The sequence below is a fragment of the Stappia sp. G46H5W genome (genome assembly GCF_058448995.1).
Genome location: NZ_JBZFLL010000002.1, coordinates 604,924 through 619,407, shown reverse-complemented (window position 1 = coordinate 619,407; position 14,484 = coordinate 604,924). Strand labels below are relative to the sequence as shown.

The following is a 14,484-nucleotide window of genomic DNA, read 5'->3' as shown; positions in this document are numbered from 1 at the left end:
CCATAATGAATCCGGCCGCCGAATGTCGGCGGCCGGTCGTTAATTCGTGAAGTGTCCGCCGGATCAGAAGCGCGTGCCGCCACCGATGCGGAAGAACTGGGTCCGGTCGCCGGTTTCCTTGATGATCGGCCAGGCGAAGTCGGCGCGGATCGGACCGAAGGGCGAGGCCCACTTGATGCCGAAACCGGCCGAGAGGCGCGGCGCGAAGCCGTTCGACTGGACGGTGGCAGCCGTAGCGGGGCCGCAGCCGGCGACGACGCAGTTGTTGATCGCCGAGTCCGAATCCCACAGGGCACCGAAATCCGTGAAGACCGCGCCGGACAGGCCGAGCTCGCGCGGCAGACCGAGGATCGGGAACTCCGCTTCCGCATTGGCGTGGACATACCAGCGGCCGCCCAGGGAATCGCCGGTGCGCGAGTCGCGCGGGCCGATGCCCTGCATCTCGAAGCCGCGCAGCCAGGTGTCGCTGTGCTGGAACTGCTCGGACGAGCGCAGCTCGTCGCCGAGACCGTTCAGGTAACCACCGCCGGTGCGCAGGATACCGATGACACCCCACTCCGGCAGGAGCTCCTTGTAGGCGCGGGCATCGATCGTGGTCGACAGGTAGCGGCTGTCGCCGCCGACGCCTGCGAACTCCTGGCTGAACGCGATGTACAGGCCATCGCGCGGATCGCGCTTGCTGTCACGGGTGTCATAGACCAGAGAGTAGCCGATGGACGACGTCAGGTTGCGGCCCAGCGAGGACTGCAGACCGCCGGAGAGGTCCTGCGGGCGCTTCCACGACAGGTCCTCGTCGAAGATCCGGTAGATCAGGTTCAGGCGCAGCTCGTCGTCGCGCAGCGGCAGGCCGAAGGCAATGGAGCCGCCGGTCGTCTTGCTGTCATAGCTGCGGTAGTCGTTCGCCTCGAAATTGCGGCGATAGACGTCGAGCGACAGCGAGATGCGGCGGCCGAGGAAATACGGCTCGGTGAACGCGAACTCGTAAACCTGGTTCGAGGCGCCGGCACCGACCTTGGCGCGGACGAACTGGCCGCGACCGAGGAAGTTGCGCTCCTGCAGCGTGATGTCGCCAATGACGCCATCGGCGGTCGAGTAACCGACGCCGAAGCCGATCTCGCCGGTCGGCTGCTCCTCGATGTCCACATTGACCACGATGCGGTCCGGCGAGCTGCCGCGCGAGGTGGTGATGCGGACGTCCTTGAAGAACTGCAGGTCCTTCAGCCGGCGCTCGGCCTTGTCGAGCAGCACGCGGTTGAAGGCATCGCCCTCGGCGATGTCGAACTCGCGGCGAATGACATATTCGCGGGTGCGGTCGTTGCCGCGGATGTTGATCCGCTCGACATAGACGCGCGGGCCTTCCTCGATGAAGTAGGTCAGCGAGATCGTGCGATTCTCGTAATCGCGGGTGGCGCGCGGACGGATCTGCGCGAAGGCATAGCCCTGGCGCGAGACGTCGAGCGTCATGTCCTCGAGGGTCTTCTCGACCTCGAGCGAGGAATAGGTGTCGCCGGCGCTGGTGCGGATCTTGCGGCGCAGCTCCTCCGGATCGACATCGGTCAGCGTGGTCTGCAGGTCGATGTCGCCATAGGTGTACTGCTCGCCCTCTTCCACCGTGAAGGTGACGTAGAAGACGTTCTCCTCGCGGTCGAGGTCGGCAACGGCCGACACGATGCGGAAGTCCGCATAGCCGTGACGGTAGTAGAACTGGCGCAGCAGCTCCTGATCCGCGTCGAGACGGTCGGGATCGAAGGAATCGGTGGTGCGCAGGAAGCTCAGCAGACCGCTCTCGCGGGTGCGGATCACGTCGGCAAGACGGCCGTCGCTGAACTTGGTGTTGCCGATGAAGGTGATGCGCTCGATGCCGGTACGGTCGCCCTCGTTGATCTCGAACACGAGATCGACGCGGTTGCTCGAACGGCTGATGATCTTGGGCTCGACGGTCGCACGATAGCGACCGGAGCGCCGATAGGCCTCGAGCACGTTCTGGACGTCGGACTGAACCTTGGCGCGGGTCAGCATCGACCGCTCCTCGGTCCGCACGACGCCGGCCAGCGTCTTGTCGTCGAGACGGCGATTGCCCTCGAACGAAATGCGGTTGACCATCGGGTTCTCGGTCACGGTCACCACCAGGGACCCGCCCTGCTGGTTGATCGCCACGTCCTCGAACAGGCCGGTCGCGTAAAGGGTCTTGAGCGACTCGTCGATCTCAGCCGGCCCGAAAGCGCGGCCAGGGCGGATCGTCAGGTAGCTCTCGACGGTCGAGGCCTCGATACGGGTGTTGCCGCGGACGACAATCCGGCTGACCACCGCAGCGGACGCCTGATCGGCACCCAGGCCGGCAAAGCTCCACGGCATGATCGGCGCGACACCGCTCATCACGGCCGCCACCAGGATCGTTCTCGTCAGGTTCTGCACACGCTGCATAAGGACGTTTCGCCTTCGCTTTTCCGCCAAGCCCTTGATATGTCGCCCGTGGCAACGGACATGGCAGTCGAGATTCTCTATATCCGTCAGTCGTTTTACAGGCTTTTGGACCGGACGCAACCGCCCAAACTCGCCAAAACCCGTTTCCCGCCGGATCGTTGCACCTTCGACACGCTTCTTCCCCGCCCCGCTACAGGGATGTCAGGTGAAGCACGTCGTTCCAAGTCGCGAACACCATCAGGAAGAGCACGATGGCGATCCCGATGCGGAAACCGTATTCCTGCGCCCGCTCGCTGAGCGGCTTACCCCGCAAGGCCTCGGCGGCGTAGAACAGCAGGTGTCCGCCGTCGAGCATGGGGATGGGAAGCAGGTTCAAGAGGCCGATGCTGACCGACAGCACGGCCGTCAGGTTGAGCAAAGCGCCGAAACCGAGCGTCGCGACCTGCCCGGAAATCTGCGCCACGCGGATCGGCCCGCCGAGCTGGTCGGCGGATTCGCGGCCCGTGACGATGCCGGCGAGATAGCCGGCGGTGCGCGTGACCACGAACCAGGTCTCGCGGCTGCCCTCCACGACGGCCTCCACCGGACCGAAGGTGCGCGTCACCACGTCTTCCTTGCTGGCGCTGCGGCTGACGCCGAGCAGGCCGACCGACTGGACGTTGCCGAACGGGTCGGTGATCTCGCGCCGCTGCGGCGTCACCTCTATGGTCAGCTGCTGGCCGCCGCGATCCACCAGCATGGAGAGCGGCTGATCGGCGCTGACGCTGACGATGCGCTGCATGTCGGAAAAGGTCTGGATCGGCTGCCCGTCGATGGCCAGCACCATGTCGCCCGCCATCAGGCCGGCGGCCTGGGCCGCGCTGTCGGGCTGGATCGTGTCGACGCGCGGCGAGATCTCCTGCCGTCCGAACAGGCCGAACAGCAGCGCGAAGATGACGATGGCGAGAATGAAATTGGCGATGGGACCCGCCGCGACGATGGCCGCGCGGCGCGAGACCGGCTTGGTCTGGAAGGCGCCAGCGCGCTCTTCCGCGCTCATGCGGGAAAGCGCCTCCTGATCGGGAACGCTGGCCTCGTTCTCGTCGCCCGCGAACTTGACATAGCCGCCGAGCGGAATGGCCGAAAGCTTCCAGCGCGTGCCGTGGCGGTCGTTGCGGCCGAACAGCTCCGGCCCGAATCCGACCGAAAAGGCCTGCACCCGCACGCCGCACCAGCGCGCCACCAGGAAGTGGCCGAGCTCGTGGAAGAACACGACCACGGTGAGCACGAACAGGAACGGCAGGGCATAGCCTGCGAAAGACCCAAACAGCGATCCGATCAGTTCCATGTCATCTCCTTGCCGGACCGGCAGTTTCGTCCCTGCATATTAACAAGCCGTTCGCGGGGCTCAGCCCGCCTGTGCGAGGATCGCCTCGCGTGCCATTGCACGAGCGATGCCGTCGATGCGCAACACGTCGTCGACGCAGCCCGGCTCAACGAGATCGCCGGACGCGGCCATGCGCTCCAGCACCCTCTCCACCGTCGCCGCGATCCCGAGAAATCCGATCCCGCGATCCAGAAAGGCCCTGACGGCAATTTCGTCTGCAGCATTGAGAGCGGCCGTCGCGGCCGTGCCCGCGATCATCGCCTCGCGGGCGATGCGCAGGGCCGGGAACCGCACCGGGTCCGGTGCCTCGAAGCTGAGCGTTGCCAATGCGGCGAGATCAAGGCGTTGTGCCGGCGTTGCCATGCGGCGCGGCCAGGCAAGACAGTGCGCGATGGGCGTTCGCATGTCCGGCGCGCCGAGCTGGGCGAGCAGCGAACCGTCGCGATACTGCACCATGCCATGGACGACGGATTGCGGATGGACCAGCACGTCGAGCTGGTCCGGCCCCAGCGGAAACAGATGGAAGGCCTCGATGATCTCGAAGCCCTTGTTCATCATAGTGGCGCTGTCGATGGAAATGCGCGCGCCCATGCTCCAGTTGGGATGGCGCAGCGCCGCCTCGGGCGACACATGGCGCATCTCCTCCAGCGACAGGGTGCGGAACGGGCCGCCGGACGCGGTCAGCGTCAGCTTTTCCACCTGATCGATATTGCCGCGCTCCAGCACCTGGAACACGGCATTGTGTTCGGAATCGACCGGCAGGATCGTGGCCGATGCCGCCCGCGCCGCCGCCATGAAAAGATCGCCGGCGCACACAAGGCATTCCTTGTTGGCAAGGCCGATGGTGGTGCCGCGCGCAGCCGCCGCGATGGTCGGCTCCAGCCCCGCCGCCCCGACGATGGCCGCGATCACCATGTCCGCCGGGCGCGAGGAGGCCTCGCGCACCGCCTGCGGTCCGGCCGCGGCGGTGATGCCGGTGCCGGCGAGCGCGTCCTTCAGCCGCGGGTAGGCGGCCGGATCTGCGACCACCGCGTGCTCGGCGCCGACCTCGATGGCGGCACGCGCCAGCTCTTCCGCCCGGTCGTTGGCGGTGAGCGCGACCACATGGAAACGCTCGCGATTGCGGGAGACGAGATCGAGCGTCGAGCCGCCGATGGAGCCGGTCGCGCCGAGCACGGTCAGGCGCAGCGGGTCCGTGCCCGCGCCCACGCCTGCCCCCTGCCCGCCCGTCGCGGTCTCCATGCTTCCCACTTGCATCTTCAAGATCTCAATACCCTTGCAGGGCGATCACCGCACCGACCGGATCGACCAGCGAGCCGGCGAGGACGGCCGCCACCAGGTAGCCGACCACGCCGGCGCCCGTCAGGCCGTCGACCCGGTCCATGACACCGCCATGGCCGGGAATGATATGGCCGGAATCCTTCACGCCGAAATGACGCTTCAGCGCCGATTCCAGCAGGTCGCCGGCCTGGGAGAAGACCGACAGGACGCCGGCCGAGACGATCCAGAGCGACACCGGCACGCGCCCGACCAGGGCACCCATCGCGGCGCCGACGACAAGTGCGGCAGCCAGCCCGCCGAGCGCACCGCTCCAGGTCTTCTTCGGCGACACGCGCGGCCACAGCTTCGGTCCGCCGAGCCGCCGGCCGACGAAATAGGCCAGGATGTCGGTTGCCCATACGACGGCAAACAAGAACAGGATCATCACGAAACCTTCCGACCCCAGCCGGAAGGCGATGAGCGCAACGCCGGTAAGGCCGGCATAGAGCACGCCGGTGCCCATCCAGCCGACGGGCGCCTCGCCCGACACCTGTCCCCACACCCAGAGCAGCGCGGCAAAGGCGAAGGCAAGTCCCAGCGCCAGCGGGGTCAGCGAGAGCGCCGATGCGACCAGCATCAGGGCGATGCCGACGACGGCAACGACAATGGCCGCACGCTGGCGCGTCGCCCGGACGATGACCGTCCACTCCTGCAGGAGGATCATGGAGCAGAGTGCGGCGCCGGCGGCAAAGAACCAGCCGCCAAGCCAGACGATCGCAAGCACGGCCGGAGCCAGCAGCAGGGCCGAAATCACCCGCAGCTTCAGCTCGCTCGCCTTGGGCCTGCCTCCCCCCGCGGCCCCGCCGGTCATCTGGCGGCTTTCGCCGAAAGGCCTCCGAACCTGCGCTCGCGGGCCGAATAGGCTTCGAGCGCGCGGTCGAAGGCCGCCTCGTCGAAGTCCGGCCAGTGCAGGTCGGGAAAGTAGAATTCGCTGTAGGCGGACTGCCACAACAGGAAGTTGGACAGCCGCTGCTCGCCGCTGGTGCGGATGACGAGATCGGGATCCGGCAGGCTGGCCGTATCGAGCCGCGCGGACACTGCCGCCTCGTCGATGTCGCCGGGCGCTATGAGGCCGGCAGCAACATCCGAGGCCAGGGCGCGCATGGCGCGCACCATCTCGTTGCGGGCGCCGTAGTTGAAGGCGACGACGAGGACCATGCCGGTATTGTCGCGGGTGAGCTGCTCGCCCTCCTCGATCAGCGACAGGATCGAGGACGACAGGCCGCTGCGCTCGCCGATCATCCGCACCCGCACGTTCTCGCGGTGGATCTCGGCAAGGTCGCGCCGCACGAAGCGCTCCAGAAGCGCCATCAGGAAGCCGACCTCGGCGGCCGGCCGGCTCCAGTTCTCCGAGGAAAAGGAGAAGATCGTCAGCACCTCGACGCCGCGCCGGGCGGCGTGCTTGACGGTGCGCCGCAGGGCCGAGACGCCGGCCCGATGCCCTTCGGTGCGGGGCAGTCCGCGAGAGACCGCCCAGCGACCGTTTCCGTCCATGATCACGGCGACATGCCGCGGCACAACGATCCGCTCCCCGGCTTCGGCCGGGGCGGACACGTCAAGGCCAGCCGTCACCGTCATCTCATGCTCCCCGCCACTTGGATCGAACCGGATCCTGGGGTCAGATCTGGGAGATTTCTTGTTCCTTTTTCGCCAGCATGGAATCGATTTCCGCGATCATCTCGTCGGTCATCTTCTGGACCTTGTCGGCGTGAACGCGGCTGTCGTCCTCGCTGATCGAGCCGTCCTTTTCCAGCTTCTTCAGCGTGTCCATGCCATCGCGGCGCACATGGCGCACGGCGACCTTGGACTGCTCGGCATACTTGTGCGCGATCTTGATGAGGTCCTTGCGGCGCTCCTCGTTGAGCTCCGGGATCGGCAGACGCAGCGTCGTGCCGTCGACCACCGGGTTCAGGCCGAGGTTGGATTCGCGGATGGCGCGCTCAACGGCGCCGACCATCGACTTGTCCCACACCTGCACGGAGATCATGCGCGGCTCGGGCACGCTCACCGTCGCCACCTGGTTGATCGGCATTTCGGACCCGTAGGCGTTCACCGTGATCGGATCCATCATGTTGGCAGAGGCGCGGCCGGTGCGAAGGCCGGCGAGATCCGTCTTCAGCACGCCGATGGCGCCGTTCATACGACGCTCGAGGTCGCCAAAATCGATACCCTGGTCCGCCATCTTGTCCTCTCTTGTCGAAGCAACGCCCCGGACAAATCCTCGGGGCGCGAAACCGTCGCGTCTTATTTCCATGACGGTGGCCACAAAGGCAAGGCCCTGCACGCGCTTTTGCAAGAAGGGCCCGCAGGCGCAACCGCCTGCGGGCCCTCACAGGGCGTGCTTCGGGCTGCCGCGATGCGGCGCCGCCGGTCCTGCTAGTCGGCGATGACCGTGTAGCGGCCGGAGCCGTTCATCACGTCGACCAGCGCGCCGGGCGTGCGAATCGAGAACACGATGACCGGAATGGCATTGTCGCGGGCCAGCGCGATGGCGGTCGCGTCCATCACCTTGAGGTCGCGGCCGAGCACCTCGCCGGGCGTGAGCGTGTCGTAGCGCTCGGCGTCCGGCACCTTCTTGGGGTCGTCGGAATAGACGCCGTCGACGCTGGTGCCCTTCAGGAAGGCATCGCAGCGCATCTCGGCCGCGCGCAGTGCCGCGCCGCTGTCGGTGGTGAAGAACGGATTGCCCGTGCCGCCGGCGAAGACGATCACGTCGCCGTCTTCCATGTAGCGCTCGGCGCCGCGCTGGGTGAAGGTCTCGCAGATCGAGGGCACCGGCACGGCGGACAGAACGCGCGCCGGAACGCCGAGGCGCCGCAGGGCGTCGGCCAGCGTCAGCGAGTTCATGACCGTGGCCAGCATGCCCATGTGGTCGCCGGTGACCCGGTTGCCGCCCTTGGCGGCGATGGCCACGCCGCGAAAGATGTTGCCGCCGCCGACGACGACGCCGACCTGGGCGCCGAGCGACACCGCCTCGGCAATTTCCTTTGCCACCCGGCCGACCGTCTCAGGGTCGATGCCGAAGTCCTGCGAGCCCATCAGTGCCTCGCCCGAGAGCTTGACCAGCACGCGTCGCCAGCGGAGTTTTCCCGTCATTGTTCTTCTCGTCGTGATCAGGGCAGTGTGTCTTCACTAGACACGAAAACGCAAGCCGATCGGACGGACCGGCTTGCGCGCATAGAAGAAGGGCGCCGGAATGACCGGCGCCCCTCTGGACTTAGTTGCCGACGGCCGCCGCGACTTCCGCGGCGAAATCGGTCTCTTCTTTCTCGATGCCTTCGCCGAGCGCATAGCGCACGAAGCCGACCAGCTTCACCGGCTTGCCCAGCTCCTTGCCGCACGCCTCGACGGCCTGCTCGACGGTCTTGTCCGGATCGATCACGAAGGCCTGCTTCACGAGGGTGACTTCCTCGTAGAACTTGCGCAGACGGCCCTCGACCATCTTCTCGATGATGTTCTCCGGCTTGCCCGACTCACGCGCCTGCTCGGCGAAGATCTGACGCTCGCGCTCCACGACCTCCGGATCGAGGTCCTCGACGCTCAGCGACAGCGGGTTGGTCGCTGCAACGTGCATGGCGACCTTGCGGCCGAACGCGGCGAGCTCGGCGGCATCAGCCTCCGACTCGAGCGCCACCAGCACGCCGATCTTGCCGAGGTTGTCGGCGATCGCGCTGTGGACATAGGTCGCAACGACGCCGGCCGAAACCGACAGGACGGCGGCGCGGCGCAGCGACATGTTCTCGCCGATGGTCGCGATGGCGTCCTTGATCGAATCGGAGACGGACTTGGACGAGCCCGGGAAGGTCGCGTTGCCGAGAGCCTCGACATCGCCGCCGACCGACAGGGCCGCCTTGGCGGTGCCGGAGACCAGCGCCTGGAACGCATCGTTACGGGCGACGAAGTCGGTCTCGGAGTTCAGCTCGACGACAGCGGCCTTGGTGCCTTCGGCGGCGACGCCGACCAGACCCTCGGCGGCCACGCGGCCGGCCTTCTTGGCGGCCTTGGCCAGACCCTTGGTCCGCAGCCAGTCGATGGCCGCTTCCATGTCGCCGTTGTTCTCGGTGAGGGCTGCCTTGCAGTCCATCATGCCCGCGCCGGTCTTCTCGCGGAGCTCCTTCACCATCGCAGCGGTAATGCTCATAGATTGCCTCGTTGACGGGTTGTCACCCCGGCAGCTGTAGCCGAGGCCATACTTAAGAATGATGACAGGCGCCGCCGGAAAGGCGGCAGCCGGCGGATGGTTTCCGCCGGCCCGGGTCTATCCCGTCAGGCCTGAGCTTCTGCGGACGCTTCCGCGGGAGCCGCCTCGGCAGCTTCCAGAGCCGGCTCCACCGGAGCCTCCTCGGCCGCGCCGACGTCGATGCCCATGCCGCCCTGGGCACGGGAAATGCCGTCGATGGCAGCGCGTGCGATCAGGTCGCAGTACAGGGTGATCGCACGACCGGCGTCGTCATTGCCCGGAACCGGGTAGTCGATGCCGTCCGGATCGCAGTTGCTGTCGACGATCGCGGCGACCGGGATGCCAAGACGCTTGGCTTCCTGGATGGCGATGGCCTCGCGGTTGGTGTCGATCACGAAGATCAGGTCCGGCAGGCCACCCATGTCCTTGATGCCGCCCAGGTTCCGCTCGAGCTTCTCGCGCTCGCGGTCCATGAACAGGCGCTCCTTCTTGGTGAGGCCGCTCGGGTTGCCGAGGGTCTCTTCAAGCTTGCGCAGACGCTGGATCGACTGGGAGATGGTCTTCCAGTTGGTCAGCATGCCGCCGAGCCAGCGGGCGTTGACATGGTACTGGGCCGAACGGCGGGCCGCGTCGGCAACCGACTCCTGGGCCTGACGCTTGGTGCCGACCAGCAGCACGCGACCGCCGGCGGCAACCGTGTCGGACACGGTCTTCAGCGCCTGGTGCAGCAGCGGCACGGTCTGGGCGAGATCCAGGATGTGGATGTTGTTGCGCACGCCGAAAATGTAGTTCCCCATCTTGGGGTTCCAGCGGTGCTTCTGGTGGCCGAAGTGGACACCGGCTTCCAGCAGCTGGCGCATCGTGAAATCGGGCAGGGCCATGGCCTTGCAACTCCTTGATTTTCCGGTTGTACCTCCGCAGGGTGTGGCAGTGCTCAAGCACCGACACCGGATGGACCCCGTCCGTGACGAAAACCGACCCTGCGTGTGGAATGCGCGCCTTATACTGACACGCGCGCAACAAGACAAGCCCTGCCGGCCCGCCTTTTGCCTCGCCTGCCGCAGAAAGATGCGGTTGGCGGGAGGGTGTGGTGCTGTCGCGAAGGCGCGTGAGTCGCGGCGGGCGCGCATCCCAAAGGCCTTCGGCTCTCCGGTCCCGGGTCGCGCAATGCTTGCCCGGGATGACGAAGGAGAAGGGCTGGCGGGCAGCAGGTGCGGAGGAGAGAGCCGTTCGCATCTCGAGGGCGCGCCATTGTCTCGGGCTGTCATACCTGCGAAGGCAGGTATCCAGTATCCGCCTGGGCGTGTAGTGGCACGAAGGCGGCAGCCTCCGGCCTTGCTGCAGCAACGTCGAGGATTCAGTCGCGACCGCTCGTGGTTACTGGATCCCGGTCTTCGGCTACGCCGAAACCGGGACGACAGGCGGGGCGTGAGCGCGAGTCGGAGCACCCTCGCTACCGCTCTGGCAGCCAATAGGCCCCGGATCTCGCGATGCTCGTCCGGGGTGACGGCCGAGGGGATGCGAGGCGGCTGCCGGTCTCCCCGGCCGAGGGGATGAGGGCGCGCGCGCCCTTTCGGACGTCACACCCCCTGCCCGGCCGGATCAGGCCAGCTGCACCTCGACGACGCCGGGGATGGTCTTGACCGCGCCGGCCATCTGCGGCGTCAGGCGATACCCGCCCGGCAGCTTGACCTCGACCTCGCGGTTGCCGTCGCCGCACAGCACCACGACGCTGACCTCGCCGTCGCCCCGGTCGCCCAGGTGCCGCGACAGGCGCGACACAGCCTGCTCGTTGCGCAGGAAGACGGTCAGGCTCTTCTGCACGCGCGAGGCCTCCTCCTCCAGCGGGCGCACCGACTGGATTCGCAGGCTCGGCTCGTCGTCGCGCATGTCCGCCCCGACCAGAAGCACCACCGAGACGCCCGGCTCCAGCGCATCGCGGAACTGCGCCAGCGCCTCGGAAAACAGCAGTGCCTCGAACTGGCCGGAAGGATCGGACAGGCGGACGATGCCCATGCGGTTGCCCGAGCGGGTCTTGCGCTCCTGGCGCGCCAGCACCGTGCCGGCGAGACGGCCGGCGGAGGCGCCCTGCTTCACCGCCTGCGAGAACTCGCTCCACATCTGCACGCGCATGCGCTCCAGAAGCGGGCGATAGGCATCGAGCGGATGGGCGGAGAGATAAAAGCCGATGGCCGCCTGCTCGCGCTGCAATTGCTCCTCCGGCAGCCAGGCCTGCGCGTCGGGCAGATGCACCTCCTCGCCCTCCTCGCCGCCGCCGAACATGTCGTTCTGGCCGCTGCTCTTTTCCTCGTCGGTCCGCTGGGCAACGCCGATGATGCGGTCGAGGCCGGCAACGAGCCGCGCGCGGTTGGGTTCCAGCTCGTCGAAGGCGCCGGCATTGACGAGGCTTTCCAGCGTCCGCTTGTTGAGCTGGCGCGCGTTCACCCGCGAGGAGAAATTGCCGAGGCTCGAGAACGGGCGTTCCTCGCGCATGGCGATGATGTGCTCCATCACCCCCTCGCCCACGCCCTTGATCGCGCCCATGGCGTAGCGGATCTTCTCGCCCTCGACGGTGAAATGCACGCCGGAACGGTTGATCGAGGGCGGCAGCACCTTGATGCCCATGCGCCGCGCCTCGACGCAGAAATCGCTGAGCTTGTCCGTGTTGCCGAGATCGAGCGTCATCGACGCGGCCATGAACTCGACCGGGTGGTTCGCCTTCAGCCAGGCCGTCTGGTAGGAGACGAGCGCATAGGCGGCGGCGTGCGACTTGTTGAAGCCGTAGTTCGCGAACTTGGCGACGAGGTCGAAGATCGTACCCGCCTGCCCCTTGTCGACGCCGCGCTCAACCGCGCCCTCGACGAAGCGGGCGCGCTGCACCTCCATCTCCGAGGCGATCTTCTTGCCCATGGCGCGGCGCAGCAGGTCGGCTTCGCCGAGCGAGTAGCCCGAGAGCACCTGGGCGATCTGCATCACCTGCTCCTGGTAGACGATGATGCCGTTCGTCTCTTTCAGGATCGGCTCGAGCAGCGGATGCAGATAGTCCGGCTCCTGCTCGCCATGCTTGACCGCATTGTAGACCGGGATGTTGTCCATCGGGCCGGGACGGTACAGCGCCACCAGCGCGATGATGTCCTCGAACCGGTCCGGCTTCATGCCGGCGATGGCCCGGCGCATGCCCTGGCTTTCCAGCTGGAACACGCCGACCGTCTCGCCGGCCGCAAGCAGCCGGTAGGTGGCCGGGTCGTCCATCGGCAGGCCCGCCATGTCGACGGTGATGCCCTTGTCGGCGATCAGCTTCACCGCCGTGTCGATCACCGTCAGCGTCTTCAGGCCGAGGAAGTCGAACTTCACCAGGCCGGCCTGCTCGACCCACTTCATGTTGAACTGGGCGACCGGCATGTCGGAGCGCGGGTCGCGGTAGAGCGGCACCAGCTGCTCCAGCGGCCGGTCGCCGATGACGACGCCGGCGGCGTGGGTCGAGGCGTGGCGGTAGAGGCCCTCAAGCTTCTGCGCCATGGCGAGCAGCCGCGCCACCGTCTCCTCCTCGCGCTGCGCCTCCTGCAGGCGCGGCTCGTCGCGGATCGCCTGTTCCAGCGTGATGGGCTGGCCCGGCACCGCCGGCACCATCTTCGACAGGCGGTCGACCTGGCCGTAGGGCATCTGCAGCACGCGGCCGACGTCGCGCAGCACCGCGCGCGCCTGCAGCGTACCGAAGGTGATGATCTGCGCCACCTGCTCGCGCCCGTACTTGCGCTGCACGTAGCGGATGACCTCTTCGCGCCGGTTCTGGCAGAAGTCGATGTCGAAGTCCGGCATCGACACGCGCTCGGGATTAAGAAATCTCTCGAACAGAAGCGCGTAACGCATTGGATCAAGGTCGGTAATGGTCAGCGACCAAGCGACCAGAGAGCCCGCACCAGAACCACGGCCCGGCCCGACCGGGATATCCTGCGCCTTCGCCCATTTGATGAAGTCGGCAACGATCAGGAAGTAGCCGGGAAAGCGCATGCGCTCGATGACGCCGAGCTCATAGTCGAGCCGGTCCCAGTAGTCCTGCTCGCTGACACCGTCGGCAAGGCCATGCGCCTCGAGGCGGCCGGTCAGGCCTTCGCGCGCCTGGCGGCGCAGCTCCTCGACCTCGGCGATGAAGGCGGCTTCCGGATCGGCGGAGGCGCCGGCGAACTGCGGCAGGATCGGCGAGCGCTTCATCGGCCGGGCATGGCAGCGCCGGGCAATCTCCACCGTGTTGGCGGTTGCCTCCGGCAAATCCGCAAACAGTTCAATCATTTCCGCGCGCGTCTTAAAGCGATGCTCCGGCGTCAGCCGGCGGCGATCGTCCTCGATGATCACCCGGCCTTCGGAAATCGCGATCAGCGCGTCATGCGCCTCGTAATCGTCGGCGGTGGCGAAGAACGGCTCGTTGGTAGCGACCAGCGGCAGGCCGAGATCATAGGCCAGCCGGATGGTTTCGGCCTCGCTGGCGATCTCCTCCGGCATGTCGTGGCGCTGCAGCTCCACATAAAGGCGGTCGCCGAAGGCTGCCGCCAGCCGCTCCAGCCGCGCACGCGCCTTGTCCGGCTCGCCGGCGACCAGCGCCTGGCCGACCGGCCCGCCGACGCCGCCGGTGAGCAGGATGACGCCGGCCGAGCGATCCTCCAGCCGCGAGATCGGGATGTGGGCGCGCATGGACGGGTCGGTGTCGAGATAGGCGCGGCTGACCACGTCCATCAGGTTGCCGTAGCCCTCGTCCGTCGCGGCCAGCAAAACCACGTCGCCGAGATGTTCGGTGCCCCGCCCCTTGCGCACACCGCCATCGCCGAAATCGACGGCAAGCTGCACGCCGGTGATCGGCTGGATGCCGGCGCCCCAGGCCTTGTCGGAGAATTCCAGCGCGCCGAAGAGATTGGAGGTGTCGGTAATGGCGAGCGCCGGCTGGCCGTCGCCACTGGCAAGCCCGACGAGCTTGCCGATCGGCAGCGCGCCTTCCAGAAGCGAATAGGCCGAATGGACCCTGAGATGGACGAAGCCGGGATCGCTCATCTTTTTGCCCGCCGTTGCTGCCTGCCGAAAATGACAGGCGGCGCGCACGCGATCAGGGCTGTTGCGCGATCGGGAAAGGCGGCCGCCTGTGGTCGAGCGGACAGTGTTTCCCGTCCGCTCCCCGATGTCGACCCGCCCTGCCCGCCGATCC

At 67.1% G+C, this 14,484-nt stretch carries 10 protein-coding genes; all 10 read right to left on the bottom strand.

Annotation, left to right across the window (positions count from 1 at the left end; all coding sequences use genetic code 11):
• Positions 1-63: 63 nt before the first annotated feature.
• Positions 64-2,424, bottom strand: a complete 2,361-nt coding sequence (gene bamA / locus ACVJ6E_RS08540) for an outer membrane protein assembly factor BamA (RefSeq protein WP_120267879.1) — start codon at positions 2,422-2,424, stop codon at positions 64-66.
• A gap of 190 nt (positions 2,425-2,614) precedes the next feature.
• The gene (gene rseP / locus ACVJ6E_RS08535) at positions 2,615-3,751 is read right to left on the bottom strand and encodes an RIP metalloprotease RseP (protein ID WP_120267878.1); all 1,137 of its coding nucleotides are present in this window, start codon (positions 3,749-3,751) and stop codon (positions 2,615-2,617) included.
• A 60-nt stretch (positions 3,752-3,811) separates the two neighbouring features.
• On the bottom strand, positions 3,812-5,032 hold the full coding sequence (gene dxr / locus ACVJ6E_RS08530) for a 1-deoxy-D-xylulose-5-phosphate reductoisomerase (protein WP_120267877.1): 1,221 nt from the start codon (positions 5,030-5,032) through the stop codon (positions 3,812-3,814).
• Between the two features lie 25 nt (positions 5,033-5,057).
• Positions 5,058-5,921, bottom strand: a complete 864-nt coding sequence (locus ACVJ6E_RS08525; protein WP_120267876.1) for a phosphatidate cytidylyltransferase — start codon at positions 5,919-5,921, stop codon at positions 5,058-5,060.
• Entirely contained in the window at positions 5,918-6,688 is a 771-nt protein-coding gene (locus ACVJ6E_RS08520; protein ID WP_120267875.1) for an isoprenyl transferase, read from the bottom strand. The genes ACVJ6E_RS08525 and ACVJ6E_RS08520 overlap by 4 nt, the downstream gene beginning before the upstream one ends.
• A 40-nt stretch (positions 6,689-6,728) precedes the next feature.
• Positions 6,729-7,292: a ribosome recycling factor gene (gene frr, locus ACVJ6E_RS08515; protein WP_067215265.1), complete on the bottom strand. Its 564-nt coding sequence runs from the start codon at positions 7,290-7,292 to the stop codon at positions 6,729-6,731.
• Positions 7,293-7,486: 194 nt separating this feature from the next.
• On the bottom strand, positions 7,487-8,206 hold the full coding sequence (pyrH, locus tag ACVJ6E_RS08510; protein WP_067215266.1) for a UMP kinase: 720 nt from the start codon (positions 8,204-8,206) through the stop codon (positions 7,487-7,489).
• Between the two features lie 121 nt (positions 8,207-8,327).
• Positions 8,328-9,251: a translation elongation factor Ts gene (tsf, locus tag ACVJ6E_RS08505; protein WP_120267874.1), complete on the bottom strand. Its 924-nt coding sequence runs from the start codon at positions 9,249-9,251 to the stop codon at positions 8,328-8,330.
• Positions 9,252-9,376: 125 nt separating this feature from the next.
• Complete coding sequence (gene rpsB / locus ACVJ6E_RS08500; RefSeq protein WP_120267873.1) at positions 9,377-10,171, bottom strand: 30S ribosomal protein S2; 795 nt, start codon at positions 10,169-10,171, stop codon at positions 9,377-9,379.
• Positions 10,172-10,892: 721 nt separating this feature from the next.
• Positions 10,893-14,333 (bottom strand): DNA polymerase III subunit alpha, encoded by a 3,441-nt coding sequence (dnaE, locus tag ACVJ6E_RS08495; RefSeq protein WP_120267872.1) that lies wholly within the window; start codon positions 14,331-14,333, stop codon positions 10,893-10,895.
• Positions 14,334-14,484: the final 151 nt, after the last annotated feature.

Coding starts and splice junctions, on each gene's coding strand:
- ACVJ6E_RS08520 (WP_120267875.1), bottom strand. CDS start 6,688: ATGACGGTGACGGCTGGCCTTGACGTGTCCGCCCCGGCCGAAGCCGGG.
- ACVJ6E_RS08525 (WP_120267876.1), bottom strand. CDS start 5,921: ATGACCGGCGGGGCCGCGGGGGGAGGCAGGCCCAAGGCGAGCGAGCTG.
- pyrH (WP_067215266.1), bottom strand. CDS start 8,206: ATGACGGGAAAACTCCGCTGGCGACGCGTGCTGGTCAAGCTCTCGGGC.
- rseP (WP_120267878.1), bottom strand. CDS start 3,751: ATGGAACTGATCGGATCGCTGTTTGGGTCTTTCGCAGGCTATGCCCTG.
- dxr (WP_120267877.1), bottom strand. CDS start 5,032: ATGGAGACCGCGACGGGCGGGCAGGGGGCAGGCGTGGGCGCGGGCACG.
- dnaE (WP_120267872.1), bottom strand. CDS start 14,333: ATGAGCGATCCCGGCTTCGTCCATCTCAGGGTCCATTCGGCCTATTCG.
- tsf (WP_120267874.1), bottom strand. CDS start 9,251: ATGAGCATTACCGCTGCGATGGTGAAGGAGCTCCGCGAGAAGACCGGC.
- frr (WP_067215265.1), bottom strand. CDS start 7,292: ATGGCGGACCAGGGTATCGATTTTGGCGACCTCGAGCGTCGTATGAAC.
- rpsB (WP_120267873.1), bottom strand. CDS start 10,171: ATGGCCCTGCCCGATTTCACGATGCGCCAGCTGCTGGAAGCCGGTGTC.
- bamA (WP_120267879.1), bottom strand. CDS start 2,424: ATGCAGCGTGTGCAGAACCTGACGAGAACGATCCTGGTGGCGGCCGTG.